The sequence below is a fragment of the Thermomonospora sp. CIF 1 genome (genome assembly GCF_001896795.1).
Lineage (GTDB): Bacteria > Actinomycetota > Actinomycetes > Streptosporangiales > Streptosporangiaceae > Thermomonospora > Thermomonospora curvata.
Genome location: NZ_MOYN02000025.1, coordinates 75,572 through 100,654 on the forward strand (window position 1 = coordinate 75,572; position 25,083 = coordinate 100,654).

Annotated in this window: 28 protein-coding genes; 7 read left to right on the plus strand and 21 right to left on the minus strand. The window is 72.2% G+C overall.

Annotated elements, in window-relative coordinates:
* Positions 1-196: 196 nt before the first annotated feature.
* Entirely contained in the window at positions 197-454 is a 258-nt protein-coding gene (locus BUE48_RS22145) for a glutaredoxin family protein (protein ID WP_012854752.1), read from the minus strand.
* Entirely contained in the window at positions 451-1,779 is a 1,329-nt protein-coding gene (locus BUE48_RS22150; protein ID WP_012854753.1) for a putative quinol monooxygenase, read from the minus strand. The genes BUE48_RS22145 and BUE48_RS22150 overlap by 4 nt, the downstream gene beginning before the upstream one ends.
* Before the next feature lie 203 nt (positions 1,780-1,982).
* Here BUE48_RS22150 and BUE48_RS22155 point away from each other — a divergent pair, with 203 nt between their 5' ends.
* From BUE48_RS22155 to BUE48_RS22165, 3 genes are all read left to right on the plus strand, one after another.
* A complete protein-coding gene (locus BUE48_RS22155; RefSeq protein WP_012854754.1) occupies positions 1,983-2,645 on the plus strand; it encodes a sigma-70 family RNA polymerase sigma factor in 663 nt (220 codons plus the stop codon).
* A 42-nt stretch (positions 2,646-2,687) separates the two neighbouring features.
* Positions 2,688-2,924 carry a hypothetical protein gene (locus BUE48_RS22160; RefSeq protein ID WP_286990899.1) on the plus strand — a complete coding sequence of 79 codons (237 nt, stop codon included), beginning with the start codon at positions 2,688-2,690 and terminating at the stop codon, positions 2,922-2,924.
* 62 nt (positions 2,925-2,986) lie between these two features.
* Positions 2,987-3,859: an HAD family hydrolase gene (locus BUE48_RS22165; protein ID WP_012854756.1), complete on the plus strand. Its 873-nt coding sequence runs from the start codon at positions 2,987-2,989 to the stop codon at positions 3,857-3,859.
* A gap of 11 nt (positions 3,860-3,870) precedes the next feature.
* Here BUE48_RS22165 and BUE48_RS22170 read toward each other — a convergent pair whose 3' ends face one another.
* From BUE48_RS22170 to BUE48_RS22195, 6 genes are all read right to left on the minus strand, one after another.
* Positions 3,871-4,755, minus strand: coding sequence for a lysophospholipid acyltransferase family protein (locus BUE48_RS22170; protein WP_286990900.1), 885 nt, complete (start codon positions 4,753-4,755; stop codon positions 3,871-3,873).
* Between the two features lie 38 nt (positions 4,756-4,793).
* Positions 4,794-5,894 carry an NAD-dependent epimerase/dehydratase family protein gene (locus BUE48_RS22175; protein WP_012854758.1) on the minus strand — a complete coding sequence of 367 codons (1,101 nt, stop codon included), beginning with the start codon at positions 5,892-5,894 and terminating at the stop codon, positions 4,794-4,796.
* Positions 5,895-5,941: 47 nt separating this feature from the next.
* Complete coding sequence (locus BUE48_RS22180; protein ID WP_012854759.1) at positions 5,942-6,040, minus strand: 30S ribosomal protein bS22; 99 nt, start codon at positions 6,038-6,040, stop codon at positions 5,942-5,944.
* Between the two features lie 511 nt (positions 6,041-6,551).
* Positions 6,552-6,755 (minus strand): helix-turn-helix domain-containing protein, encoded by a 204-nt coding sequence (locus BUE48_RS22185; protein WP_012854760.1) that lies wholly within the window; start codon positions 6,753-6,755, stop codon positions 6,552-6,554.
* Positions 6,756-6,865: 110 nt separating this feature from the next.
* Positions 6,866-7,708 (minus strand): phosphatase, encoded by an 843-nt coding sequence (locus BUE48_RS22190; protein WP_286990909.1) that lies wholly within the window; start codon positions 7,706-7,708, stop codon positions 6,866-6,868.
* Complete coding sequence (locus tag BUE48_RS22195; protein ID WP_012854762.1) at positions 7,705-8,943, minus strand: acetoin utilization protein AcuC; 1,239 nt, start codon at positions 8,941-8,943, stop codon at positions 7,705-7,707. Before BUE48_RS22195 ends, BUE48_RS22190 begins: the two co-directional genes overlap by 4 nt.
* A 137-nt stretch (positions 8,944-9,080) precedes the next feature.
* Here BUE48_RS22195 and BUE48_RS22200 point away from each other — a divergent pair, with 137 nt between their 5' ends.
* Positions 9,081-10,163, plus strand: a complete 1,083-nt coding sequence (locus BUE48_RS22200; RefSeq protein ID WP_286990910.1) for an alpha/beta hydrolase — start codon at positions 9,081-9,083, stop codon at positions 10,161-10,163.
* A 117-nt stretch (positions 10,164-10,280) separates the two neighbouring features.
* Here BUE48_RS22200 and BUE48_RS22205 read toward each other — a convergent pair whose 3' ends face one another.
* The 12 genes from BUE48_RS22205 to BUE48_RS22260 all read right to left on the minus strand — a co-directional run bounded on the left by BUE48_RS22205 (position 10,281) and on the right by BUE48_RS22260 (position 20,785).
* Positions 10,281-10,490 carry a DUF397 domain-containing protein gene (locus BUE48_RS22205; protein ID WP_286990912.1) on the minus strand — a complete coding sequence of 70 codons (210 nt, stop codon included), beginning with the start codon at positions 10,488-10,490 and terminating at the stop codon, positions 10,281-10,283.
* Between the two features lie 261 nt (positions 10,491-10,751).
* Complete coding sequence (locus BUE48_RS22210; RefSeq protein WP_286990914.1) at positions 10,752-11,939, minus strand: ABC transporter permease; 1,188 nt, start codon at positions 11,937-11,939, stop codon at positions 10,752-10,754.
* A 37-nt stretch (positions 11,940-11,976) separates the two neighbouring features.
* Entirely contained in the window at positions 11,977-12,696 is a 720-nt protein-coding gene (locus BUE48_RS22215; RefSeq protein ID WP_012854766.1) for an ABC transporter ATP-binding protein, read from the minus strand.
* Entirely contained in the window at positions 12,693-14,060 is a 1,368-nt protein-coding gene (locus BUE48_RS22220) for an efflux RND transporter periplasmic adaptor subunit (RefSeq protein WP_012854767.1), read from the minus strand. The genes BUE48_RS22215 and BUE48_RS22220 overlap by 4 nt, the downstream gene beginning before the upstream one ends.
* A gap of 64 nt (positions 14,061-14,124) precedes the next feature.
* Positions 14,125-14,562, minus strand: a complete 438-nt coding sequence (locus BUE48_RS22225) for a hypothetical protein (RefSeq protein WP_012854768.1) — start codon at positions 14,560-14,562, stop codon at positions 14,125-14,127.
* A 68-nt stretch (positions 14,563-14,630) separates the two neighbouring features.
* Positions 14,631-15,434 carry a pyrroline-5-carboxylate reductase gene (gene proC / locus BUE48_RS22230; RefSeq protein WP_012854769.1) on the minus strand — a complete coding sequence of 268 codons (804 nt, stop codon included), beginning with the start codon at positions 15,432-15,434 and terminating at the stop codon, positions 14,631-14,633.
* Positions 15,435-15,465: 31 nt separating this feature from the next.
* Positions 15,466-16,386, minus strand: coding sequence for a proline dehydrogenase family protein (locus BUE48_RS22235; protein WP_286990919.1), 921 nt, complete (start codon positions 16,384-16,386; stop codon positions 15,466-15,468).
* A 114-nt stretch (positions 16,387-16,500) separates the two neighbouring features.
* Positions 16,501-17,628, minus strand: a complete 1,128-nt coding sequence (locus BUE48_RS22240) for an LCP family protein (protein WP_148233080.1) — start codon at positions 17,626-17,628, stop codon at positions 16,501-16,503.
* A 107-nt stretch (positions 17,629-17,735) separates the two neighbouring features.
* The gene (locus tag BUE48_RS22245; RefSeq protein WP_286990921.1) at positions 17,736-18,470 is read right to left on the minus strand and encodes an ABC transporter permease; all 735 of its coding nucleotides are present in this window, start codon (positions 18,468-18,470) and stop codon (positions 17,736-17,738) included.
* On the minus strand, positions 18,467-19,237 hold the full coding sequence (gene ccmA / locus BUE48_RS22250) for a heme ABC exporter ATP-binding protein CcmA (RefSeq protein WP_286990923.1): 771 nt from the start codon (positions 19,235-19,237) through the stop codon (positions 18,467-18,469). Before ccmA ends, BUE48_RS22245 begins: the two co-directional genes overlap by 4 nt.
* Positions 19,238-19,304: 67 nt before the next feature.
* Positions 19,305-19,901, minus strand: a complete 597-nt coding sequence (locus tag BUE48_RS22255; protein WP_012854773.1) for a TetR/AcrR family transcriptional regulator — start codon at positions 19,899-19,901, stop codon at positions 19,305-19,307.
* A complete protein-coding gene (locus BUE48_RS22260) occupies positions 19,901-20,785 on the minus strand; it encodes a sugar phosphate isomerase/epimerase family protein (RefSeq protein ID WP_012854774.1) in 885 nt (294 codons plus the stop codon). Before BUE48_RS22260 ends, BUE48_RS22255 begins: the two co-directional genes overlap by 1 nt.
* Positions 20,786-21,023: 238 nt before the next feature.
* Here BUE48_RS22260 and BUE48_RS22265 point away from each other — a divergent pair, with 238 nt between their 5' ends.
* The 3 genes from BUE48_RS22265 to disA all read left to right on the plus strand — a co-directional run bounded on the left by BUE48_RS22265 (position 21,024) and on the right by disA (position 24,380).
* Positions 21,024-21,722 (plus strand): class I SAM-dependent methyltransferase, encoded by a 699-nt coding sequence (locus BUE48_RS22265; protein ID WP_502694622.1) that lies wholly within the window; start codon positions 21,024-21,026, stop codon positions 21,720-21,722.
* Between the two features lie 37 nt (positions 21,723-21,759).
* Entirely contained in the window at positions 21,760-23,166 is a 1,407-nt protein-coding gene (gene radA, locus BUE48_RS22270; protein ID WP_286990926.1) for a DNA repair protein RadA, read from the plus strand.
* 128 nt (positions 23,167-23,294) lie between these two features.
* The gene (disA, locus tag BUE48_RS22275) at positions 23,295-24,380 is read left to right on the plus strand and encodes a DNA integrity scanning diadenylate cyclase DisA (protein ID WP_012854777.1); all 1,086 of its coding nucleotides are present in this window, start codon (positions 23,295-23,297) and stop codon (positions 24,378-24,380) included.
* 272 nt (positions 24,381-24,652) lie between these two features.
* Here disA and BUE48_RS22280 read toward each other — a convergent pair whose 3' ends face one another.
* Complete coding sequence (locus tag BUE48_RS22280; protein WP_012854778.1) at positions 24,653-25,078, minus strand: MarR family winged helix-turn-helix transcriptional regulator; 426 nt, start codon at positions 25,076-25,078, stop codon at positions 24,653-24,655.
* Positions 25,079-25,083 lie beyond the last annotated feature (5 nt).

Consider the following 25,083-nt stretch of genomic DNA (forward strand, 5'->3'; position numbering starts at 1 on the left):
CGACCACCCTGCTCGGCAATCCTGGCCGGCTGACGTTTCCGCAGGTCAGAAGGGGTGCAGCCGGAGCCGGGCAGCGCCGGGGGCACCCGATCGCACCACCTTGGCTGTGACCCACGGAACACAGCCACGTTTCCAGCAGTTTACTGGCGATCCGCCAATAAGCGACATGCCCGCTTTTTCGAGTTCTATTCGTTCGTCAGCCGTGGCGGGCTTTGGCGACGGCCTCGCGCAGGCGAGCCTCATCCACTCGCCAAAAATCGTGCTGGACACCGTTGACCAGCGTGACGGGGATCTGCTCCCAGTAGCGGCGCAGCAGCTCCGGCGACTGGGTGATGTCATGCTCCTCCCAGTCCGCCCCCATCTCCTCGGCCACCCGGACGATCACTTCCCGGGCCTCATCGCACAGATGGCAGCCCGGCTTGCCGAGCAGCGTGATGGTCACCGGAGCGGTCATGAGCGGTCCTGAGCGGTCAGCGAGGACAGCGGCACGATCTTGGCCGCGGTCAGATTGAGTTCGATCACGTTGGTGGCCGTCACATACGGCCGGGACTCGGCCAAAAAGCGCTGCACATGCGGCAGCCGCTGGTGGTCGGCGAAGGCGGTCTGGTCGCGGAAGAGCTGGTAGACGATGCGCTGGGAGGGAGCGCCGGTCACCTCGTGACAGGCGAAGACCAAGGTGTCGGGCTCCTGCCGGCGGGCGGCGCGGATCGCCTCGGCGGCCAGCCGGTCGAACGCCTCGCCCGCCCCGTCGGCCAGGGTGTAGACGGTGATCCGCCCGCACAGCGGAGAGGCCGGCGGCGGCACCGGCGGCTCGCCCGGCAACGGCCGCTCGCCGGTGGGCACCCGCCCGCCGGACGGCTGCGGCGGCACGGGCGGATGGCCGCCGGGAGGCTGGACCTGGGTAGCGGCCGGGTCCACGGGGGCCGCCGCATAGGCCTGCTCGTCGTAGGGCTGCTCGCCGTAATGCTGATCGTCGTAGTGCTGATCGTCGTAGCCGCCCTGGTACTCCTGGCCGGCGTCATGATCGTCGTAGCCGGTGTGCATCTCATAGCCGGGCTCGGCGTGCTCATGATCGCCATAGCCGTCGCCGTACTCGTCGTAGCCGTCCCCGCCCTGCTCGGCGGGCGACGGCAGACGGCCCACGCCGTACCAGACCAGCCCGGCGGCGCCGGCCAGCGCCAGGGCGGCCAGAAAGCCGGGCAGAAAGCCGCGGGTGCCGCAGATCACCAGGACCTCGGCCAGCGCCACCAGCGCCACCGGCATCAGCAGGGCGTAGGCCTCGCCGTCCTGCTTGGCGGCCCGCAGCGCCAGCATCGCCAGGCAGGCCACCAGCGACAGCACCGCGACCCCGTGCGCCAGGTCGATCAACACCAGCGGCAGCGTGTCGTAGTGCCGGCCGGGATTGGGCAGCGACCTGGTGAAGGACCCCTTGAGCGGGTCCAACAGCAAGATCACCACGGCCACGACCGTGTAGGAGATGCCCAGCAGCCAGGAGGCGAAGCGCAGCTGCATCACCCGGGTGATCAGCACCGCCATTCCCAGGGCCAGCCAGACCGGGGCCAGCAGCGCGCCGCCGACTTCCATCAGCCGGAACAACAGGCCGCGGAAACCCAGCAGGAATCCCAGCGTCATCCCGATCAGCGCGACGGAGACGCCGCCCAGCGCCAGGCACCAGGCGATCAGATATGGCAGCCGTTCTCGTCTGGCGCTTTGGATGAGCAACCCGGTGGCCGCCAAGGCACCAAGGGTCGCCAGCAGCGCCGGGATACCTTGAAGCATCTCGCGCCCTATGGTGCCTGATCGAAAGGAGTGACGCGTACCGAGGGGCGAAAGACAGTGACCACCCGGACACTTCCCAAGGCCCCGCCGGGACGGGTCTTCCCGGGCCCACGAGCACGTCCAGACACCGGCGTTGCCTGTCTACCCACGGGTATCTAGAGTGTCCATTCCCGCCGGAGGCCCCATCAGCCCGAGGAGAACGCATGGGCAGCCTGACCCTCGACGTCCACTCCCCAGCGATCTCCTGGCGATCCCGGCCCGGCGGCGCGCTGCGGCAACCGGCCGCCGGCCGCTCCCCCGCGGCGAGCGGGGACGAGATCAAGGCCCTGGTGCTGCGGGCCCGCGAAGGCGAGGCCGAAGCGTTCGGCGCTCTCTATGACCGCTATGTGGAGCTGGTCTACCGCTACGTCTACTACCGGGTGGGGTCGCACCCGCTCGCCGAGGACCTGACCAGCGACACCTTCCTGCGGGCGCTGCGGCGGATCGGCGACTTCAGCTGGCAGGGCAAGGACTTCGGCGCCTGGCTGGTCACCATCGCCCGCAACCTGGTGGCCGACCACTTCAAATCCGGCCGGTTTCGGCTGGAGGTCTGCACCGCCGAGCTGCTGGAACCGGAGCCGGCCGCGCCCGGCTGCGAGGTGGAGGACCCCGAACGGCGGGTGCTGGAGGCGATGACCCACCGGGCGCTGCTGGAGGCGATCCGCCGGCTGAACTCCGAACAGCAAGAGTGCCTGGTGCTGCGCTTCCTGCACGGCCTGTCGGTGGCCGAGACGGCGCTGATCATGGGCAAGAAGACCGGCGCCATCAAGGCCCTGCAGTACCGGGCGGTCCGCTCCCTGGCCCGGATGCTGCCCCCGGATTTTTGACGCCGCGCGTAACCCGCCCGCGGTCCGCTCGTTCTTGCGGGCATGGCGAGGAGCGGGAGAAGAGGGCGCCGCGGCGCCTACCGCCGCCGGCGCGCCGAACTGGAGGCGCTCTCCCGGCTGCGGGGCGCCCGGGTCGGGCCGGATGCGGACTTCCGGGCGGCGCTGCGGGAACGGCTGGTGTCCGCCGCGCCGTCCGGCCCGCGCGACACGCCCCGCTCCACCACGACGACGCCCGAGGACCCGCGGGCCGCGTGGGAACCACGGAAGGCGGACACGTGAGTGGCATCGCTTTTGCAGCCGAATGCGCGGCATTGCGGGCCGCGTTGATTAGGCTGCCAGGCATGCGGCGATTCTGGCGGCGCGCCGAGACGGACCATGTGCGCGCGGGCGAGGCGGCGGCCGCGGCCGCCAAGCCGCGCGCGGTCAGGCCCGAGCCGGACCCTGCGGCGGCGGCCTTCTTCGATGTGGACAACACGATGATGCGCGGCGCGTCCATCTACTACTTCGCCCGCGGGCTGGCCGCCCGCAAGCTGTTCACGCTGCGGGACCTGGCCATGTTCGCCTGGGGGCAGGCGGCGTTCCGGCTGCGCGGGGTGGAGAACGCCGAGCACATCGGCACCGCCAAGGAGGCCGCGCTGGCCTTCGTGGCCGGGCAGAAGGTCGAGGACCTGGTCCGGCTCAGCGAAGAGATCTACGACGAGATCATGGCCGACCGGATCTGGCACGGCACCCGGGAGCTGGCCATGGCGCACCTGGACGCCGGCCAGCAGGTCTGGCTGGTCACCGCCACCCCGGTGGAGGTGGCCCGGGTCATCGCCCACCGGCTGGGGCTGACCGGGGCGCTGGGCACCGTCGCCGAGACCCGCGACGGCGTCTACACCGGCCGCCTGGTGGGCAATCTGCTGCACGGCCCGGCCAAGGCCGAGGCGGTGCGGGCGCTGGCGCAGCGCGAGGGGCTGGACCTGTCGCGCTGCTCGGCCTACAGCGACTCCATCAACGACCTGCCGATGCTCACCACCGTCGGCCACCCGCACGCCGTCAACCCCGACCCGGCGCTGCGCGAGCACGCCAAGGCCCACGGCTGGCCCATCCACGACTTCCGCACCGGGCGCAAGGTGACGATGATGGCGTTGCCGGCCGCCGCCGGCGCGGGCGCCCTGGCCGGCGGGGTGGCCGCGGGCATCGCGCTGCGCCGCCACTACCACCGGGCCTAGCGGCCGCGGGGCTAAAACGCCGGGCCGCGCTCCAGGAGGGTGTCGTAGAGCATCTGCTGGACGGTCTCGCGGACGCGGTCGGTGAGCTCGAACACCGTCATCTGGTCGTCGGCGTCCTCCGGGCCCAGGCCGTCCATCGGCACCGGCTCGCCGAAGCGGATCAGCCACTTGGACGGCAGCGGCACCGCGCCCAGCGCGCCCAGCAGCGGGAACGTCGGGGTGACGGGGAAGTAGGGCAGGCCCAGCAGCCGGGCCAGCGCCGGGATGTCGCCGATCTTGGGGTAGATCTCCTCGGCGCCGACGATCGCGCACGGCACGATGGGGACCTGAGTGCGCAGCGCGATCCCGGCGAAGCCGCCGCGGCCGAAGCGCTGCAGGCGGTAGCGCTCCCGGAAGGGCTTGCCGATCCCCTTGTAGCCCTCGGGGAAGACCCCGACGAGCTCGCCCTTGGTCAGCAGGCGGACGGCGTCGGCCGGGTGGGCCAGGGTGTGCCCGGCCTTGCGGGCCAGGTGGCCCAGCAGCGGCAGCTGGTAGACCAGGTCGGCGCCCAGCAGCCGGACGTCGCGGTGGGCGTGGTCGTGCAGCGCCACCTGGAGCATCAGCCCGTCCAGCGGCAGCGTCCCGGAGTGGTTGGCGACGACCAGCGCGCCGCCTTCAGGCGGGACGTTCTCCAGGCCCCGCAGTTCGACCCGGAACCAGTGCTCATACAGCAGACGGGCCGCCGGGATCAGCACCGCGTCGGTCAGTTCGGGGTCGAAGCCGAACTCGTCGACCTCATAGCGCCCGGACAGGCGGCGGTGCAGGAAGTCCAGCCCGGCGGCCAGCCGCTCCTCCAGCCGGCTGCGTCCGGGCGAGTCGGTGGCGGCATCGGGGTTGATCGGGATGACCTGAGCCATGGGCGGCTCACTCGCGCCTTCTCGGGGTCTGCGCGCGCTCATCTCCGCGGTCCGTTCCGGGGCGGGACGGTGGTCAGGCCCTCAAAGCGGGAGGGGGGCGGCTGGGGCCGCGCCGGCGGCCGGGCGCGTTCGCCCAGCAGGCCGATGAGCCGTTCCACGGCCTCCTGCATGGGGCTGTGCCCGGGCTCGGCGGCCTGCAGGAAGTCCTCCAGCGCCGCCTCGGCCGAGTACTTGGGCCGCCAGCCCAGCTCGGCCGCCAGTTTCGAGCAGTCGATCACCCGTCCGTACATCAGCCAGCGCAGCAGGTCGGAGGAGAAGCCCGACAGCCCGGCGAAGCGGCGGCCCAGATCGCCCAACAGTTGCGCGGACAGCTCCGGCACCGGCACCGACGGCCGGCCGGCCCGCCGCAGCACCTGCGACAGCAGCAGCACGCCGTCGCCGGCCACGTTGTAGCAGCCGGGGTGGTCCTCCACGGTCATCCGGCGCAGCACCTCCACCCCGTCGTCGGGGTGGACGAACTGCAGCCGGGGGTCGAACCCCAGCACGGTCGGCACCACCGGCAGCCGCAGGTAGCGGGTGAGGGGGGAGTCCACTTCCCGGCCCAGGAAGTTGGCAAAGCGCAGCAGGGAGACCGTCAGGTCGGTGCGGCGCCGCATCAGCCCCCGGACATAGCCCTCCACCTCCACCGCGTCCTTGGCGTATCCGGAGGAGGGCGCCTCCGCCGGCTCGTCGGTCTCGGTGAAGACCGCCGGGTCGCGCGGCGAGGAGCCGTACACCGCGGCCGAGGAGCGCACCACCAGCTTGCGCATGTCCGGCGAGCGCTGGCAGGCCGCCAGCAGCTGCATGGTGCCGATGATGTTGAGTTCTTTCATCTTCGAGCGCGGGCCGACCGGGGCGGTCTCCAGATTGAGGTGGACCACCGTGTCGACCCGCTCCGAAGAGATCACCTTGGCGATGCTCGGCGTACGGATGTCGACGCGTACGAACTCGGTGCGTCCCAGCGACGCCGTGGGGGGTACCGTGTCCACGCCGATGACCCGCTCGATGCCGGGTTCGGCCTGCAGGGCGCCCGCCACGCGGGCTCCCAGGAACCTGGACACCCCCGTGACCAGGACGACACGGGCGGCGGCGGAGGGCATACCGGACACAGTGCACCCCACCCTTTACGGCTATGTGGCCGGCTTGTTCACTTCTTGTTGCGGCGCTGGACGCGAGTCTTCTTCAGCAGCTTGCGGTGCTTCTTCTTGGCCATCCGCTTGCGACGCTTCTTGATAACAGAGCCCACGTGACCTCACTCGTCCAGGGTGTGCAGGGGATGGACACACGACACCCCGGCGACTAAGGCATCGGGGCGCTGTCCAACGGTCAAGCGTACCGCTGTTGGAGCGCATACCATGCCGCAGGTCCCGTACCCGCACGCTCCTGTGTGCAATACCGGCGTGTCCGTTACCGGGTCGGGGACATCCCGAGAACGTCCCCAGAACGTGCCATGGGACACGGGCGCGCCCGGGAGCCGCACGGCCGTCACTGTGATCCGTGCGATCGCTCCCCGCGGGAGATCCACCGCCTATGCGGCGGCGCTTTCTTTTTCCGGCATGCCGGCTCCGGACGGCCGGTTCGCCCGGCCGTCCGGAGCGGGGCCGCCGGTCTTTCCACCGGCCCCCGCCGGTCTCGTCCCGGCCCGGTGGCCGGGCCACCGGGCCTGTTGTCGTGTTCTCCTCCCCCCATGCCGCCGACCGGCCTGCGCCTTGGATTCCCGGCGTCCGCGGAGGCCTCGCGCCCCGCGGCGCCCGCGGTCATCCGGCTTCGATGAACGCGTCGCGCAGGTAGTCGTGTACGGCCTGTTCGGGGACCCGGAACGAGCGGCCCACCCGGATGGCGGGCAGCTCGCCAGAGTGGACGAGGCGGTAAACGGTCATCTTGGACACCCGCATCACCGCCGCCACTTCGGCCACTGTCAGGAACCTGACCTCACTCAGAGGTCGCTCGCCTGAGCCCATCGGACGCCCTCTTCCACACGTGCTGAGCACCGACCCTTCAGGTGACTTCGATCACGCACGTGTTTCTTCCCCCAGCGTAAATCGTGCAACCGTAGTCGCAAGAGGGAAGTTCAGGCAATCAGCCCCGCATGGGACATCAGGTATGCCGTCAGTGGCTCATAGCAAGCCGGGTGCACTCCGTCGTCCATCGGCACGGTGACCAGGATCCGCCCCTCCACTTCCCCTGCGAACAGGGCGGGATCGTTGCAGTCGGCGAAGCCGACGGTGTCGATCCCGGCCTGGCCGGCCGCCCCGGCCCAGCCATGATCGGCGATGGCCAGATCCGGCCAATTTTTAGATTCCGCTGGCGCAGAGCTATCCGAACCGTTAGAAGTCCCTGCCGCCTCGGACAGCATCGCCTCCATGGGGAACGGATCGTGGGTGTGGTGCAGCCGCCCGTCATCGTCCTCCAGCGCGGCGACCATGCCCTCCTCGTAGCGGATGCGGCGCCGCTGCGGGGCGGAGGCGCCCACCTCCGCCGCATAGGACCAGCCGGCCGCGGGCGTGAGGACGGTGCAGCCCCGCTCGCGCAGCGCCCGGCCCAGCGCCAGGTAGATCGGCATCAGCGTGGCCGGGTGCCCGGTGGCCAGCACCACCTTCTCCCGGCGCCGCGCCGCCTGGCCGATCCGCTCGGCCATGCGCTCCAGGGCGTCGATGGTCTTGTCCGGGTCGATGGTGTCGTCCCCGTACAGGTGCATCCGGTCCGGGTTCACCCCGCACATCCGCACCATCATTTCCAGCACCTCGCGCTCGGTCCACGAGCGCTTGAGGTCCAGCCCGAACCGGTAGTAGGGGTCGCCCTTGGCCATCCGCCGGTAGTGCAGCAGATTGCTCTGCCGCGGGGTGGCCACATCCCCGGCGATCATCGTGCGGATCAGGTGCTCGCGCAGCTCGGCGCGGGAGGGAACGGTCACGGCTCGCCCAGTGGATCCAGCCCGTGCTCGGGGAAGACCGCCTTGCGGGTCGCGCGGATCGCCTGGTCCACCGGATCGCTCGGATCGTAGCCGTTCCCCCACGCCGACTCCTCCCAGCCCTCGGTCTCGCCGGCCCGCTCCGGCGGTACGTCGGTCATCCGGCGGGGGGCGGTCTGCCCGGTGCGCCGCCGGGTGAAGTCGCGCCAGGCCTCCGGGGTGTCCGTCCCCGCCTCCAGCGGCCGTCCGGACGCCTCGGCCAGCAGGTGCGTCCAGGCCCGCGGCACCACCTGGACCAGCTCATAGCCGCCCCCGCCGGTGATGATCCAGCGCCCGCCCGCCGTCTCGTGCGCCAGCTTGTGCAGCGCCGCATAGGCGGCCCGCTGGCCGTCCACGGTCAGCGTCAGGTGCGCCAGCGGGTCCAGCACGTGGGTGTCGCAGCCGTGCTGGGTGAGCAGCACCTGCGGCCGGAAGGCGCGCAGCAGCGGCGGCACCACCGCGTGGAAGGCCCGCAGCCAGGCGGCGTCCCCGGTGCCCGGCGGCAGCGCCACGTTGACCGCGGTGCCCTTGGCCTCGCCCGTGCCGATCTCCTCGGGGAAGCCGGTGCCCGGAAACAGCGTGCGCGGCGTCTCGTGCAGGCTGATGGTCAGCACCCGCGGGTCGTCGTAGAAGGCCGCCTGGACGCCGTCGCCGTGGTGGACGTCCACATCGACGTAGGCGACCCGCTCGGCCCCGTTCTCCAGCAGCCAGGCGATGGCCAGCGCCGGGTCGTCGTAGACGCAAAAGCCGCTGGCCGCCGAGCGCATGGCGTGGTGCAGCCCGCCGGCGATGTTGGCCGCATGCTGGGCCCGGCCGGTCCAGACCGCCTCGGCCGCCGCCACCGACGCCCCCGCCACCAGCGTGGACGCCTCGTGCATGCCGATGAACACCGGGTTGTCGGCGGTGCCGAGGCCGTGCCGCAGCTGGGGCATCCCGGTGGAGCCGGCGTACCGCACGGCGGCGATGTAGGAGGGGTCGTGGATCAGCTCCAGCAGCACCTCCCCGGCCGGTTCGAAGCCGGTGACCTCCACGCCGGACTGGTCGAGCACGCCGTATTCGCGGGCCAGCGCCATGGTCAGCTCCACCCGGACGGGGTTGAGCGGGTGGGTGGGCCCGAAGTCGTAGGAGATGAGCCGGTCGTCCCAGAGAACCCGCAGGTTGCAGGGGCCGGGACGGTCGGATGGCGCAGCGCTGCTCATGCCCTCACGCTATCGCCCCGCGCCGCCGGCGCGCCCGGCCGACTCTCACGAAGATGCGACAAACAACCGTAGACGTGAATTATCCGCGCAAGTGGGCATTAGTTAACACCTAAGAAACATCGACCTGTGGGGTGCCGATGGAGCCGACGTCACCGGAACCTCCGGCGGCCTGCCGGCCGCCCGAGGCCAGCGCCGCAGATCCGGCCGTCGATCCGACGACCGCACCTGGCTTCTCCTCCGGCCGCCGTCCCAGCGTGCAGAGCGCGGTGCTCTCCCGCGCGCTGCGGCTCGGGCTGCGGCCCATCGTCCACCGGCTGCCCGGCCACCCGGTCGGGATCCGCACCGCCCGCACCGCCGTGGAGGCCGCCTCATTACTGGTCGGCCACCATCCCGGCACCCGGGTACGGGGCGTGCGGATCCCGCTGGAAGACGCCGACGGCGACGGGCGCCACCTGGCAGGCGAGCTGCTCGTACCGGAAAAGGGCCAGGTCGGCGACGCCGCCGTGCTGTATCTGCACGGCGGGGGCTACATCATCTGCTCGCCGCGCAGCCACCGTCCGATCACCTCCCGGCTGGCGGTCGACACCCAGCTGCCGGTGTTCGTGCCGCACTACCGGCTGCTGCCCGAGCACCCCTTCCCCGCGCCGCTGGAGGACGCCCTGGCCGCCTACCGGTGGCTGCTGGAGGAGGGCTACCCCGCCTCCCGGATCGTGATCGCCGGCGACTCGGCCGGCGGGCACCTGGCCGCCTCGCTGACCGGCGAGATCTGCCGCACCGGCCTGCCCACCCCGGCCGGGCTGGTGCTCTACTCCCCCTGGGTCGACCTGACCTGCGAGCTGTCCCTGGAATACGACGCCCAGGTGCGCGACGCCTACCTGAGCGCCCACACCGTCCGCCGGATCGGCCGCCTGGTGATGGGCCAGGCCGAACTCAACGACCCGCGCCTGGCGCTGCTGGAGTGCTCCTGGAACGGCGTGCCGCCGGTGCTGATCCAGGTGGGCGGCGCCGAGGCGCTGCGCCCGGAGGCCGAACGCCTGGCCGCGGCCCTCACCGAGGCCGGCACCGACTGCCGCCTGCAGGTCTGGGAGGGCCAGTTCCACGTCTTCCAGCTCCTCAACCGCTTCCTGCCGGAGGCCCGCGCCGCGATGGACGAGACCGCCCGCTTCATCCGGTCCGTCCTCACCGACCCCACCGCCTCGGGCTCCGGCGCCGTCGCCTGACGACCGGACGCCCGCGAGAGCACCCCGGCGCGACACGGTCACCGGACGATCAGCGAACCCCGGCAAGGCCGCCCGCCCCCCGGCCGAGCCGGCGCCCCCGAAGTCACCGAACTTTGGTCAGATGCCGTGGCGACCGCGACGGACGTCCTCGACCAGCCGCCGGAAGCCCGCCGACCGCAGAACCAGCCTCGCCCCGTCCGGATTCTTGGAGTCGCGAACGGCGACGACGTCACCGAACGCGGCGAGCTCGACGCACTCATTGCCGGTGGTGGTGCTCTTGGAGCTCTTGCGCCAGGTGACACGGGAAAGATCCGGGGAGATGCGCATGGCGGCTACCTGGGCTCGGTGGCGAGATCGGCTATGAACTTCAGGACTCGTCCTCATCGAGTGCCGCTTCCCGCATACAGCCGAACGGCACATTACAGCGGGCCACATGTTCGGCGCTTCTGATGCGGGCATGGCCGTACGCCCTCCGAGTAAGCGATGCCGCGGATCAAGCGGGTCGGCGTAGCCGAGGACAACGAACGAGCCATCGGCACCGGCTGCTGCGGGCTGTGCCTGAAGCGGCAGGTCGCCGGGCGGGCGTGGTCATTCGGTGCGGAGGGCGGTGACGGGGTCCAGGCGGGCGGCGCGGCGGGCGGGGGCGACGCCGAAGAAGATGCCCACGGCGGCCGAGACGGTGAAGGCCAGGAGGGGGGACCACCAGGTGATGGTGGCGGGGACCGGGGACAGGGTCGTGATGGCCAGGGCGCCGGTGATGCCCAGGGCGATGCCGATCGCGCCGCCGATGGAGGTGAGCAGGACCGACTCGGCCAGGAACTGGGCGAGGATGTCGCGGCGGCGGGCGCCCAGGGCCTTGCGCAGGCCGATCTCGCGGGTGCGCTCGCGGACGCCGACCAGCATGATGTTGGACACCCCGACCCCGCCGACCAGCAGGGAGACCGCGGCGATGGCGGCCAGCACGCCGGTCAGCGCGTTCAGCACGGTGCCGACGGTGCCCAGCAGCTGGGTCTGGGTGATCGCCGAGAAGCGTTCGCCCGGGTAGCGGCGCTCCAGCGCGTCCACCACCGCGGCGCGCAGGCGGCCGGTGTCGGCGGCGGAGGGGGCGCGCAGCGCCAGGAAGTCCACCCGGTTCACGCCCAGCAGGCGCTGGGCGGTGGTCACCGGGATGTGCAGGTCGTTGTCGCGGGCCTGGCCGAAGGTCTGGCCCTTTTCCTCCAGGACGCCGATGACGCGGAAGCGGGCGCCGGCGATGATCGTCTGGCGGCCGACCGGGTCGACGTCGCCGAAGATGCGCTCGGCGACCCGCGGGCCGAGCACCACCACGCGGCGGCGGGACTCCACGTCGGTCTCGGTGAGGTAGCGCCCGCCGGGGCGCAGCGGGCGGTCGAAGACCTCCGGCAGGGCCTCGTTGGTGCCCAGCACGGTGGCGAACGCCTCGTTGCGCCCGGCCCGGACGGTCTCCCCGGAGCTGAGCGAGACGGCGATGGGGCAGTCCTCGCCGAGGGTCTGCCGCAGGTACTCCACGTCCGTCAGCTCCAGCCGCCCGGCGGTGGGCGCGGCGGTCAGGGAGAACTCGCCGGGGCCGACGAACACGATGTTGGAGCCCAGCCCCTCGATCTCCCGCTGGACCAGGTCGCGGGCGCCGCTGCCGAGCGCCACCAGCACCACCACCGCGGCCACCCCGATCACCACGCCGAACATCGTCAGCGCGCTGCGCAGCCGGTTGACCAGCAGCGCCTCCAGCGCCACCCGCAGCGATTCGGCCAGCCTCATCTCCTGCGTCCTTCCCCGCCCTTTTCCGGACGTCGCCTCATAGCCGCTGGGCGTCGTGCGGACGCGTCGGGCAGGTGTCGCGTTCGATCCGGCCGTCGCGGATGTGGATCTGGCGGCGGGCGCGTTCGGCGATGTCGGCCTCATGGGTGACCAGCACGACCGCCACGCCCTGTTCGGCGTTCAGCCGGGCCAGCAGGTCCATCACCTCATGGCCGGTGGCGGTGTCGAGGTTGCCGGTGGGCTCGTCGGCCAGCACCAGGCGGGGCTCGCCGACCAGGGCGCGGGCGATGGCGACCCGCTGCTGCTCCCCGCCGGACATCTGGGCGGGACGGTGGTCCAGGCGGTGCGCCAGGCCCACCCGGGCCAGCGCCTCGGCGGCGCGCCGCCGCCGCTCACCGCGCGGCACCCCCCGGTAGGCCAGCGGGAGCGCCACGTTGTCCAGGGCGCTGGTGCGGGGCAGCAGGTGGAAGGACTGGAAGACGAACCCGATGCGGCTGTTGCGCAGCTCGGCCAGCTCGGCGTCGGAGAGGGCGGCCACGTCGCGCCCGCCGATCCGCAGCGTCCCGCCGGTGGGCCTGTCCAGGCAGCCCAGCAGGTGCATCAGGGTGGACTTGCCCGACCCGGACGGGCCCACGATCGCGGCGAACTCGCCCTCGCCGATGCGCAGGCTGACCCCGCGCAGCGCCTGCACCCGGGTGCCGTCCAGCTCGTAGGCGCGGGTGACGTCGATGGCCTCCACGGCGGGTGGGACGCTCATCGGCCGGGAAGCTCCTGCCCTTGCTCGACGGCGCCGGCGCCGCGCACCACGATCCGCTCGCCGACCCGCAGCCCGGCGGTGACCTCGGTCATGGTCTCGCCCTGGGCGCCGATCCGGATGATCCGCCGCTGGGCCCGGCCGCCGGAGACCACCCACACCGCGTTGTCGCGGCCGCTGGTCAGCACCGCCGAGGACGGCACCGCGACGGTGTCGGCGACCTCGCGGACCCGCAGGTTCACCACGGCGCTCATCCCGGGCTTGGGCCAGGGCGCCTCGGCGCCGTCGGTGAGCCGGCCGCGCCGCAGGACGAGGGTGACCCGGTAGGTCACGCCGCCGCCGGCCGAGCGCGCCGGGCCGGCGCCGACGCCGGTGACCTCGGCCGGGTAGGCGGCGCCCGGGACGGCGTCCACCTCCACCTCGGCCGGCACGCCCGGCTCGACTTTCAGCGCGTCGGCCTCGTCCACGTCGGCGGAGACGGTGAGGCGGGAGACGTCGGTGACCGTCACCACCGCGCCGCCGGCGGTCACAGGGGCTCCCTCGGCCACGGAGGCGGCCTCGGCGGACGCGCCGCCGCCCAGCTCCTGCAGGCCGTCTCCGCCGCCGAGCCGCTGCGGCAGCCGGCCGGCCAGCTCGCCCAGGTCCCCGGCGGGGGCCGCCGGGCCGCCCAGGGAGACGACGCCGTCGAAGGGTGCCCGCAAGGTCAGCTCCGCCACGGTGCGCTCGGCCGCCCGCAGCGCGGCCCGGGCCTGGACGCGCTGGGCGGCGGCGACGGCCTGCATCGCCGAGGTGACGTTCTCCAGGCCCGCGTGGAGCCGTTCGACGGCGGCGCGGGCGCTTTCGGCGGCGGCGGCGTACTGGGCCTCGGTCTGTGCGATCTCGGCCAGCATCCGGGCGCGCCGCCCGGGGTCGGGGATCTGGGCGGCCGCCCGCCGGGCGGTCTGGAAGCCCTGGCGGGCGATGTGGTCGCTGCGCCGCTGGGAGGCCGAGGGTTCCGGTCCCATCGGGAGGGTGCCGGCGGCCAGTTCGGCGTCGGCCTCGCGGGCCTGGCGGAGCCGCTCGCGGGCCTGCGGCGAGTCGATCTCGGCGAGGATCTCGCCGCGGCGGACCCGGTCGCCGTCGGTCACGTGCAGCCGTTTGAGCACGCCCTCGGCCGGGGCGCGCAGCGTCGCCGTGGCCCGTGCCGTCACCGTGCCCGGCGCCTCGATCACCTCGGTCACGTCCGAGCGCGTCACCGTGCCCAGGCGCACTCCCTCGGGCTCGTCCCTCTTGGCGCAGGCGCCGAGCTGGGCGATCGCCAGCGCCCCGGTCAGGACGAGCGGAAGGCACCGCCGGGTGGCTGCACCTGCCTCACAAAAAGCGGACACCTGCCTACAGATGCCCCAAAAGGGAAGATATCAACTCCCCTGGAAGGCCGACCGGAGACGACGGCTACCGGCCGCCGGCCGCCCGGTGCTGCCCGGCCCCCGCCGAGGCGTCCCGGCCGGCGCGGTTCAGCAGGAAGAACCCGGCCAGCGCGGCGACCGTGGCGACGCCCTCACCGACCAGGCTGAGCGTCTTCTCCAGGTACCAGGCCGGGTCGTGCATCGCCGGGATCGGCCCCAGCCGGCCCACGTCCACGAAGTAGTACAGCAGCAGCGCGCCCACCGCGCTGGCGGCGACCAGGAAGGCGACGGCGAACGTCCAGCGCCGCGGCCATGCCAGCACCAGCACGCCCGAGATCGCCGCGACGATCGCCTGCGCGTAAAACAGCGTGTCCCCGTCGATCTGACCGGGCTTGGGCCCGGCCATGTCGGGGGCGAACGTCCAGTGCACGATCGCGTCCACGGCCAGCCCGGCGGCCACCAGGATCTGCAGCAGAATTCTCATGCCCCTTATCACGGACGCGATCGCGGCCCGGCTCAACCGGGCGGGCGGAAAATCCCGCCCGGGACTTTTCAGCCCTCGGCCAATTCCCTGCCCCGGTCGCGGGCGGCCTCGATGGCCTCCAGCACGGCGGCCCGCACCCCGTGCCGCTCCAGCTCGCGGATGGCGGCGATGGTGGTGCCGCCCGGCGAGGTGACCGCCTCGCGCAGCAGCACCGGGTGCTCCCCGGAGTCGCGCAGCATGATCGCCGCCCCCACCGCCGACTGGATCACCATCTCCAGCGCGGCGGCGCGCGGCATGCCCAGCAGGATGCCGGCGTCCACCATCGCCTCGACCAGGAAGTAGAAGTAGGCCGGGCCGCTGCCGGACAGCGCGGTCGCCGCGTCCTGCAGCGACTCGGGGATGCGCAGCACCTTGCCGACCGGCGACAAAAGCTCCTCGGCCAGCTTCAGGTGCTCCTCACCGGCGTGCGAGCCCGCCGACACCACGCTCATCGCCTGGTCCACCAGCACCGGGGTGTTGGACATCACCCGCACCACCGGCACGCCCTCCGGCAGGCGCTGCTCGATGAAGGAGGTGGTGATGCCCGCCGCCATCGAGATCACCAGCCGGCCGGGCGGCACATGCGGCCGGATCTCCCCCAGCAGGGCGTCCATGTCCTGCGGCTTGACCGACAGGATCAACGTGTCGGCCGTCTTGGCGGCCTCGGCGTTGGTGACCACCTCCACCCCGTAGCGCTCGCGCAGCAGGACGCCGCGCTCCTCCCGGCGGGTGGTCACCATCAGCTCGGACGGGCGGCGGCCGGCCCGCAGCACCCCCGACAACAGCGCCTCGCCCATCTTGCCGGCGCCGAGAATCGCGATGAGTCTGCCCACGCAGCCCAGCCTAGCGACGAGCAGGCGACGCTCAGGACCCGCTCACCACCGAGCGCAGGATGAGCGCCAAATTGGCCGGACGCTCGGCCATCCGCCGCATGGCGTACCCGTACCACTCCCCGCCGTAGGGGACGTACACCCGCACCCGCGAGCCCATGGCGGCCAGGCGGCGCTGCTCGGCGGGCCGGATGCCGTACAGCATCTGGTACTCGAAGCTGTCGGGGGCGCGGTCATGGAAGACCGCCAGCGCCCCGGCGATCTCGATGAGCCGGGGATCGTGGGTGGCGACCATGGGGTAGCCCCGGCCCGCCATGAGCACCTTCAGGCAGCGCACGTAGGACTTGTCGATCTCGTGCCTGGAGGTGAAGGCGACGTCGGCGGGAGCGGCGTAGGCGCCCTTGCACAACCGCACCCGCGACCCCTCGTGGGCCAGCTCGGCGCAGTGCCGTTCGGCGTCGCGCAGGTACGCCTGGACGACCGCGCCGGTCTCCGGGTGGTCTTCGCGCAGCTCCCGCAGGATGCGCAGGGTGGAGGCGACGGTGGTGTGGTCCTCCATGTCGAGGGTCACCGCCGTGCCGGCCGCCTTGGCCGCCGCGCAGATCCGGCGGGCGTTCTCCAGGGCCAGCTCCTCATCGAGCGCCTGCCCCACCGCCGACAGCTTCACCGACACCTCCGCCCGGGCGCCCAGGCCGGCGGTGGAGATCAGGTCCAGCAGCGCCAGGTAGTTCTCCACGACCGTCTCGGCCCGCCGGGCGTCGGTGGTGTCCTCGCCAAGATGGTCCACGGTGACCAGCAGGCCGCCGCCGGTGAGGCGCCGCACGACCGTCAGCGCCTCCTCCGCCGTCCGGCCCGCCACGAACCGGTGCACCACGCCGCGGGAGAACGGCGCGGTCTCCATCGCCTTGCGGACGCCGCCGCTGCGGGAGGCGGCCAGCAGAACCCGACGAAGCACGCTGCAACCCCTTCTATGACGGGACCACGCTGTCCCCCATGTCCAGGTTATGCGGATGCCCGCAGGGCGCTCCGGCAGGCGCACAGGGCCGCTGGGCGGGCCTTGGCAGAGGTCTTAGGAGACCTTGCCGACGCTGTTGGTCCCGCCGTATTCGGCGATGTACTCGGCCATCGTGGCGCTGCGCACGGCCTCGAACAGCCGGCCTGCCTTCTCCTCGTCCAGCAGCACCACGCTCTGCCGGCCGCGTGCCGCCGGGCCCTTGTTCGGGACGGTCAGGAACTTGATGTCCGAGCCGCGCACGTTGCGCATGCTCAGCGCCAGCGACCGCAGGTGGCCGGCCGACACCCCCTCGTCCACGCTGATGGACTTGGTGAACGCCGACAGGAAGCGGTCGAGCTTGATCGGGTTGGTGACCGTGCCGCCCTCGGCGGCCTTTTGGATGATGGCCTTCAAGAACGCCTGCTGACGCTTGATCCGGTCGAAGTCGCCGTTGGGCAGGTTGTAGCGCTGCCGGACGAACAGCAGCGCCTTCTCGCCGTCCAGGTGCTGCTTGCCGGCCTGCCAGGTGACGTGGTTCATGGGGTCGTGCACGGTCTTGTCGATGTGCACGTCCACGCCGCCGAGCGCGTCGGTCATGGCCTTGAAGCCGTTGAAGTCGATCGCACCGAAATGGTCGATGCGGACGTTGGTCAGCGCCTCGACCGTCTGGATCAGCAGCGGCGGACCGCCGTAGGAGAACGCCGCGTTGATCTTCTGGTAGCCGTAGCCGGGGATCTCCACCCACGAGTCGCGGGGGATGGAGATGATGTAGGCCTTGTCCCGCTTGGCCGGCAGGTGCAGCAGCATCAGCGTGTCCGAGCGCTGCTGCCCCGGCCGCCACAACTGGCCGCCCTCGCCGGTGGTGTTGGCCTGCACCCGGCTGTCGGAGCCCACCAGCAGCCAGTTCTCGGTGCCGACCACGTTGGGGCCGGGCCGCCGGCCGGTCGGCATGGTGCCGGGCAGCCGGTCGATGTTGCCGTTGTAGGACGCCTGCCGCTGCCACACCAGGGCGCCCGCGCCGAGCACGACGATCAGCAGGAGGGCCAGCGCCGACAGCAGGAGCGTACGGCGGCGGCGCTTGCGCCGCGCCTTGGCGGCCGAGGTCTCCTCCGCCTCGCCCTCCCTGCCCGGGACGGCGCCGGGGGATGCGCCGTCCTGGGAATCGGCGTCCGCGGGGAATTCCTGGGATGACCGGGTGCTCATGGCGCGGAGTTTACAAGCCGTCTTCTCCCTTTCGACCGGCTTCATATGCCCGTTTTTCTTCCGCGACCACAATCGGCCCGCGGCTTTCCGGGGCTTTTAGGAGGTCTTCAGGGAGTGCGGCGGCGGAGCGTGGCGGCGCCGAGCACCAGGGCCGCCAGGACGCACCCGGCGATCACCGCGATGTCCACCGCCAGCGTCCCGGTCATTTCCGGTTCCCGGCCGACCTCCTGCATCGCCTCCACCGCATATGTCAGCGGCATCACCGTGGAGATCGCCTCCAGCCAGCCGGCCATCTGCTCCCGCGGCACGAACAGGCCGCACAAGAGCGCCTGCGGCAGCACGAACGCCGGCATCAGCTGCACCGCCTGGAACTCGGTGCGGGCGAACGCGCTGGCCAGCAGCCCGAGCGCGACGCCCAGCAGGGCGCTGAGCACGGCCGCCGCCACCAGCAGGCCGACCGATCCGGCCGGCTCCAGGCCCAGCCAGGTCAGCGAGATGGCCAGCACCACCCCCACCTGCAGCAGCGCCACCAGCCCGAAGGCCAGGGCGTAGCCCAGCAGCAGGTCCAGCTTGCCCAGCGGCATCGTCATCAGCCGCTCCAGCGTGCCGCCGGCCCGTTCGCGCAGCGTGGCGACGCTGGTGACGACGAACATGATGACCAGCGGGAACACGCCCAGCAGCGGCGGGCCCACCCGATCGAACATCCCCGGCTGGTCGAAGATGTAGCGCAGCAGCACCATCAGCAGGCTGGGCACCCCGACGATCAGCCCGAGGGTGCGGTGGTCGTGCCGAAGCTGGCTGAGGATGCGCCGCGCCGTGGCCAGTGTGATGGCAGGGCTCATGGCCGTCCCTCCTTTTCGCGCGGCCCGTTCTTCTCCCGGCGCTCGGCGATCAGGTGCAGGAAGACCTCCTCCAGGTCGGCGGCCTTGGTGCGGGCGCGCAGCGCCTCGGGGGTGTCGTCGGCGAGGATCTCGCCGTCGCGCATCAGCAGCAGCCGCCGGCACCTGGCCGCCTCGTCCATGACGTGGCTGGAGATCAGCAGCGTGGTGCCCCGGGAGGCCAGGCGGTGGAACAGCTCCCACAGTTCCAGGCGCAGCAGCGGGTCCAGCCCGACGGTGGGCTCGTCCAGGACGAGCAGCTCGGGCTCGCCCAGCAGGGCGACCGCCAGGCTCAGCCGGCTGCGCTGACCGCCCGACAGGGTGGCGGCCTGCCGGTCGCGGTAGGGGCGCAGGCCCACTTCCTCGATGGCCCGGTGCACGTGGCGGTGGGAGGCGCCCAGCACCGCGGCGAAGTAGCGCAGGTTCTCGGTGACGGTCAGGTCGGTGTAGACGGCCGGGGTCTGGGTGGCGTAGCCGACCGAGCGGCGCAGCGCCGGGTCGCCGGCGGGGCGGCCGAGCACCGTGACGGTGCCGCTCTTGACGATCTGCACGCCCACGATCGCCCGCATCAGCGTGGTCTTGCCGCAGCCGCTGGGGCCCAGCAGCCCCACCACCGAACCGCGCGGCACCTCGAAGCTCACCCCGCGCAGCACCGGCCGGCCGCCGCGGTCCACGTGCAGGTCGCGGACGCTCACCGCGGCCTGTGGCGGGCCCGCGGAAGTAGAACTCATCATGTGTTGAATTTATGTCGCCGCAGCAGGAGTGGCAAGGAGTCGCGCGTCCCGTACGAAAGTCCGGTCAGTCCCCGTCGAAGTGGCGCTGGAGGGCGGGCGCCAGCAGCTCCACCAGCTCTTGCGCGGTGGCGGAGGCGATCGGCTCCAGGCCGAGGACGTACCGCAGCATGGCCACCCCGACCAGCTGCCCGGCGGCGGCCTCCATCCGGATCGGGGCGATGCCGAACCGCTCGGCGAGCGGTCCCAGCAAGGTGGCCGCGATGAACTGCCGCAGCATCGTGGCGACCTGCTCGTTCGTCATGGCCGAGCGCACCAGCGCCAGCATCGGGATGCGCCGCTCGGGGTCCTCCCACACCCCCAGGAAGGTCTCGGCCAGCGCCGCGCCCAGCTCGCGGCGGGACGGGACGTCCCGCAGGCGGGCGACGACCGCCGCCGGGTCCAGCGGCAGGTTCATCGCCGCGATGAAGACGCCCTGCTTGGTGCCGAAGAAGTGGTGCACCAGCGCCGGGTCGACGCCCGCCTCCCGGGCGATGGCGCGCAGCGAGGCGCCGTCATAGCCCTTGTCGGCGAACAGCCGGCGGGCGCAGTCCAGGATCTGCTCCCGGGTCTCGGTGGGGCCCGGCCGCCGCCCCCGGGTCCGCTCGGAGGCGCCGGCCGCCATCAGCGCGCGCTCCGGCGGGAGACCTCTCCGGCCGACGTGACCTCCCAGGTGCGGTCGGCGGCGGCCAGGTGCAGCCGGGTGAACGCCAGCGCCTCGGCCAGGTCCTCCATCCGCTCGGCCCGGCTGGCCGCCCGCCGGGTGTTGACCTCCAGCACGATGTGCCCGGTGTACCCGTCGGCGGCCAGCTTCTCCAGCACCTCGGCGCACCGCTGGCTGCCGCGGCCGGGCACCAGGTGCTCGTCCTTGTTGCTGATCCCGATGCCGTCGGCCATGTGCACATGCCGCAGCCGCCCGCCGAGCTCGGTGGCCATCTCCAGCGCGTCCGAGCCCGACACCGCGGTGTGCGACAGGTCCAGCGTCACATGCGGGAAATCCAGCTCGACCGGGTTCCAGCCGGGGGAGTACATGCCCACCTCGGCGCCGCGCGCCCGCACCGGGAACATGTTCTCCACGGCGAAGATGACGTCGGTCTCCTCCTGCATGCGCGCCAGGCCCTGGATGAACTCCCGGGCGTACTCGCGCTGCCAGCGGAACGGCGGGTGGACCACCACCACCTCGGCGCCCAGCGCCTCGGCGACCTCCTTGGAGCGCACCAGCTTGCCCCACGGCTCGCGTCCCCACACCCGCTGGGTCAGCAGCAGGCAGGGGGCGTGGATCGACTTGATCGGCACCTGGTGGTAGTCCGACAGCCGGCGCAGCACGTTGACGTCCTGGGAGGCCGCGTCGGTGGCCACCATGACCTCGACGCCGTCATAGCCCAGCGCGGCGGCGATCTCGAAGGCGCTGGGAGTCCGCTCCGGGAAGACCGAGGCGGTCGAGAGCGTCACCGGGGCGTCCGGCAACCGGAGCCCCGCCGGTACTGCGCCGTTGTGCTGCGGAGTCACTGCTCCCTCGCCTGATGATCGCTCGTTGGCTTCCCTGCCGAGCGCCGTGCGGTCCCCCGCCGGATCGAACACCGCCGCCCGTCCCGTCGACACCCGCGCAACGAAAGCCTATGCGCTGACTTGCGCGATCAGTCCTTCCAACGCCGATGATGCGGGTAACACCGAATCTTTTTCAATATTCGCGGGGAACCCTGGGGGCCGCCTTCCCGCCCGATGAACCCCACTACCCTCACAGGTCGTGGTCGAGATCGCGGCGGGCGCCGTGCCCAGCCCCAACATCTGGAATTCCCCGCAGGTCTACGAGCTGGAAAACCGCGCCGTGGACCCCGACGGGCTGCTGGAGGCCGCCATGCGCCGGATCCGGCCCTGGGACGGCGCCCACGTGCTGGACCTGGGCTGCGGCACCGGCTACCACCTGCCGATGTTCGCCCGCGAGGCGGCGCGGGTGGTGGGCGTGGAGCCGCACTCGGGCCTGGCGGCGGCGGCCCGGCGGCGGGTGCGCGACCTGCCGAACGTGACGGTGCGCGTCGGCGCCGCCCAGGCGATCCCGCTGCCGGACGCCTCGGTGGACGTGGTGCACGCGCGCTGGGCGTACTTCTTCGGGCCGGGCTGCGAGCCGGGGCTGGCCGAGCTGCGCCGGGTGGTGCGGCGCGGCGGGGCCGCCATGATCATCGACAATGACGCCACCCGCTCCACCTTCGGCGGCTGGTTCCGCCGCTGGCTGCCCTCCTACGACCCGCAGGCGGTGGAGCGCTTCTGGGCGCGCCAGGGGTTCCAGCGGGAGCCGCTGCTGATCCGCTGGCTGTTCGAGCGCCGCGAGGACCTGGCCGCCGTGCTGCGCATCGAGTTCCCCGCCGAGCTGGCCGAGGCGTTCCTGGCCGAGCATCCCGGCTGCGAGGTCGACTACGCCGTCAACCTCTGGTGGCGCCACTACTGAACGGTTCTGTCGGTCGCTCTCAATACTGTTTCGGGTTATGGCGAAGGCGAAGACCGGCAAACCGGCCTACCGCTGCACCGAGTGCGGCTGGCAGACCTCCAAGTGGGTCGGGCGCTGCGGCGAATGCCAGGCCTGGGGCACCGTGAGCGAGGCGGGCGCCGCCGCGCCGCCGCGGGTGATCACCGCCGGCCCGGTCAGCGCCCCCGCCCGCCCGATCGGCGAGGTGGACGTGCAGTCGGCGCAGATGCAGCCGACCGGGCTGGATGAGCTGGACCGGGTGCTGGGCGGCGGCATGGTGCCCGGGGCGGTGCTGCTGCTGGCCGGCGAGCCCGGCATCGGCAAGTCCACCCTGCTGCTGGAGGTCGCCGCGCTGGCCGCCGCGCGCACCCCGGTGCTGTATGTGACCGGCGAGGAGTCGGCCGAGCAGGTGCGGCTGCGCGCCGACCGGGTGGGCGCGGTCACCGACGGGCTGTACCTGGCCGCCGAGACCGAGCTGTCGGCCGTGCTGGGGCACGTGGAGGAGGTGGAGCCCAAGCTGCTGGTGGTGGACTCCATCCAGACCATCGGCGCCGCCGAGGTGGAGGGCGCACCCGGCGGCGTCACCCAGATCCGCGAGGTCACCGCCAACTTGATCCGGGTGGCCAAGGAGCGTTCCATCACCACCGTGCTGGTCGGCCACGTCACCAAGGACGGGGCGATCGCCGGTCCCCGGCTGCTGGAGCACCTGGTCGATGTGGTGCTGTACTTCGAGGGCGACCGGCACAGCCGGCTGCGCATGATCCGCGCGGTCAAGAACCGCTACGGCCCCACCGACGAGCTGGGCTGCTTCGACCTGTCAGAGGTCGGCATCGTGGGGCTGGCCGACCCCAGCGGGCTGTTTTTGACCCGCCGGGAGGAGCCGGTGCCCGGCACCTGCGTGACCGTCACGCTGGAGGGCCGCCGCCCGCTGGTGGCCGAGGTGCAGGCGCTGGTGGCCAAGTCGTTCCTGCCGGCCCCGCGCCGCGCCACCAGCGGGCTGGACGCCTCGCGGGTGGCGATGGTGCTGGCGGTGCTGTCGCGGCGCTGCCAGATCGCCATGCACGACCAGGACGTGTACGTCTCCACGGTCGGCGGGGTGCGGTTGGCGGAGACCTCGGTGGACCTGGCGGTGGCGCTGGCGGTGGCCGGCTCCACCGTGGAGCAGCCCCTGTCGCCCAACGTCATCGCGCTGGGGGAGGTCGGCCTGGCCGGGGAGGTGCGGGCGGTGCCCGGCGTGCCGCGGCGGCTGGCCGAGGCCGGCCGGCTGGGCTTCAAATCCGCCGTCGTCCCCAAGGGCTCGCTGGAGCTGGGCGAGGCCTCCCCGCTGCGCCGCGCCGAACTCCAGGCGGTCAGTTACGAGGGCATGCGGGTCATGGAGGTCGATAACCTGAACCAGGCGCTTCAGGTCGCCTTCACCGCTCCCTGACCATCAGAGTCAGCACCGCGTCAGCTGTGCGCAATAATCCACACAACGTTTGCCGCGGCGTTGAGGACGAGCCGCCCGCCGAGGCGGCTCGGTAAACTAATCGCCGTCCAGCGACCTGCGGGGGTCCAGTGGGAGTCACACACGACAAGGGGCACGACGAAAGGCGCCGCGCCACGCTGGCCGCGGTCGCGCCGGGCACGGCTCTTCGCGACGGGCTGGAGCGGATTTTGCGGGGGAACACCGGCGGCCTGATCGTCTTGGGTTATGACCCGGTCGTGGAAAAGCTGTGCTCGGGGGGCTTTGAGCTCGACGTGGAGTTCTCCGCCACCCGGCTGCGCGAGCTGGCCAAGATGGACGGCGCGATCGTGCTGGACAACGACCATTCGCGCATCGTGCGGGCGGCCGTGCACCTGGTGCCCGACCCGACCATCCCCACCGAGGAGTCCGGCACCCGGCACCGCACCGCCGAGCGGGTGGCCAAGCAGAGCGGCCACCCGGTGATCTCGGTCAGCCAGTCGATGCGGATCATCGCCCTCTACCTGGACGGGCACCGCTACGTGCTGGAGGACTCGGCGGCCATCCTGTCCAAGGCCAACCAGGCGCTGGCCACGCTGGAGCGCTACAAGCTCCGCCTGGATGAGGTCTCCGGCACCCTGTCGGCGCTGGAGATCGAGGACCTGGTCACCGTCCGGGACGTCACCGCCGTGGTGCAGCGGCTGGAGATGGTCCGCCGCATCGCCGACGAGATCGAAGGCTATGTGGTGGAGCTGGGCACCGACGGCCGGCTGCTGTCGCTGCAGCTGGACGAGCTGGTCTCCGGGGTGGACACCGACCGTGAGCTGATCGTGCGCGACTACCTGCCCCAAGGAGAGTCCGCCCGCGACTTCACCGAGGTACTGCAGGCCCTGGACGCGCTGAGCGCCACCGAGCTGCTGGACCTGACCACGGTCGCCGAGGTGATGGGCTACTCCGGCCCGGACGCCCTGGACATCCCGGTCAGCCCCAAGGGCTACCGCCTGCTGGCCAAAGTGCCGCGGCTGCCGGGCGTGGTCGTGGAGGGTCTGGTGGAGCACTTCGGCGGGCTGCAGAAACTGCTGGCCGCCAGCATCGACGACCTGCAATCGGTCAACGGGGTCGGCGAATCCCGCGCCCGCAGCGTCCGGGAGGGGCTGTCCCGCCTGGCCGAGTCCTCCATTCTGGAACGCTACGTTTGATCCCCGGCGCCCGCTGCGGGACGCCGTGCATGATTTTTCTCCGCTTTTCGGGGTTGTCTTTTGTTTTCCCACGCCTCGGCTCTGGCGTTGCAGCGATCATGCGCGGTTGAGATCGCCATCCGCCGGCGGCGAAGTCCCGAAAAGGCCGCGCCCGGCGAGGTTCAACCGGGCGATCTGCACCCGTCCCGGCTCGCGGAAACGGCGCGGCGGAGATAAGGCCCGCCGCCACGGCGCATCCCGGAAGGGAACGTCTCGGCCGCGATCGGCGGCGTTCAAAGCCGCGCCCGGGCGTTGGCCGTCATCCGGCGCAGCACGTCCACGGTGACGGCGTACTCCTCGGCGGTGACGCCCTCGGCGAGGTGCCGCCGGGTGGCCGCGATGCGCTCGGCCAGGCGGGCGTGCGCGGCCCTGCCGCCCGCCGTGAGGCGGTGACGGCCGGCGCCGTCCGGTTCCAGCCAGCCGCGCTCGGTCAGGTCGCCGATGACCTCGGCCAGGGTGATCGCGCCTTCCCTCCAGAACGGCCGCAGCCGCTCGGCGAGGGCGCCCTCCTCCAGCGGCCCGGCCTGGAGGGTGTTCAGCAGCTGCCAGTGCCGGCGGCCGACGCCCATGTCGGCCAGGTCCCGGTCCAGCAGGGTCTCCAGCAGCCCGTCCAGGGACCGCACCCAGTACCCGATCGGCTTGTCCGTCCCGTTCGGCATTGCCC

Excerpts from the sequence above, each read along its gene's own strand:
- BUE48_RS22145 (WP_012854752.1), bottom strand. The coding sequence starts at position 454 with ATGACCGCTCCGGTGACCATCACGCTGCTCGGCAAGCCGGGCTGCCAT.
- BUE48_RS22150 (WP_012854753.1), bottom strand. The coding sequence starts at position 1,779 with ATGCTTCAAGGTATCCCGGCGCTGCTGGCGACCCTTGGTGCCTTGGCG.
- BUE48_RS22155 (WP_012854754.1), top strand. The coding sequence starts at position 1,983 with ATGGGCAGCCTGACCCTCGACGTCCACTCCCCAGCGATCTCCTGGCGA.
- BUE48_RS22160 (WP_286990899.1), top strand. The coding sequence starts at position 2,688 with ATGGCGAGGAGCGGGAGAAGAGGGCGCCGCGGCGCCTACCGCCGCCGG.
- BUE48_RS22165 (WP_012854756.1), top strand. The coding sequence starts at position 2,987 with ATGCGGCGATTCTGGCGGCGCGCCGAGACGGACCATGTGCGCGCGGGC.
- BUE48_RS22170 (WP_286990900.1), bottom strand. The coding sequence starts at position 4,755 with ATGGCTCAGGTCATCCCGATCAACCCCGATGCCGCCACCGACTCGCCC.
- BUE48_RS22175 (WP_012854758.1), bottom strand. The coding sequence starts at position 5,894 with ATGCCCTCCGCCGCCGCCCGTGTCGTCCTGGTCACGGGGGTGTCCAGG.
- BUE48_RS22185 (WP_012854760.1), bottom strand. The coding sequence starts at position 6,755 with ATGGGCTCAGGCGAGCGACCTCTGAGTGAGGTCAGGTTCCTGACAGTG.
- BUE48_RS22195 (WP_012854762.1), bottom strand. The coding sequence starts at position 8,943 with ATGAGCAGCGCTGCGCCATCCGACCGTCCCGGCCCCTGCAACCTGCGG.
- BUE48_RS22200 (WP_286990910.1), top strand. The coding sequence starts at position 9,081 with ATGGAGCCGACGTCACCGGAACCTCCGGCGGCCTGCCGGCCGCCCGAG.
- BUE48_RS22205 (WP_286990912.1), bottom strand. The coding sequence starts at position 10,490 with ATGCGCATCTCCCCGGATCTTTCCCGTGTCACCTGGCGCAAGAGCTCC.
- BUE48_RS22210 (WP_286990914.1), bottom strand. The coding sequence starts at position 11,939 with ATGAGGCTGGCCGAATCGCTGCGGGTGGCGCTGGAGGCGCTGCTGGTC.
- BUE48_RS22215 (WP_012854766.1), bottom strand. The coding sequence starts at position 12,696 with ATGAGCGTCCCACCCGCCGTGGAGGCCATCGACGTCACCCGCGCCTAC.
- BUE48_RS22225 (WP_012854768.1), bottom strand. The coding sequence starts at position 14,562 with ATGAGAATTCTGCTGCAGATCCTGGTGGCCGCCGGGCTGGCCGTGGAC.
- BUE48_RS22240 (WP_148233080.1), bottom strand. The coding sequence starts at position 17,628 with ATGAGCACCCGGTCATCCCAGGAATTCCCCGCGGACGCCGATTCCCAG.
- BUE48_RS22245 (WP_286990921.1), bottom strand. The coding sequence starts at position 18,470 with ATGAGCCCTGCCATCACACTGGCCACGGCGCGGCGCATCCTCAGCCAG.
- ccmA (WP_286990923.1), bottom strand. The coding sequence starts at position 19,237 with ATGAGTTCTACTTCCGCGGGCCCGCCACAGGCCGCGGTGAGCGTCCGC.
- BUE48_RS22255 (WP_012854773.1), bottom strand. The coding sequence starts at position 19,901 with ATGGCGGCCGGCGCCTCCGAGCGGACCCGGGGGCGGCGGCCGGGCCCC.
- radA (WP_286990926.1), top strand. The coding sequence starts at position 21,760 with ATGGCGAAGGCGAAGACCGGCAAACCGGCCTACCGCTGCACCGAGTGC.
- BUE48_RS22280 (WP_012854778.1), bottom strand. The coding sequence starts at position 25,078 with ATGCCGAACGGGACGGACAAGCCGATCGGGTACTGGGTGCGGTCCCTG.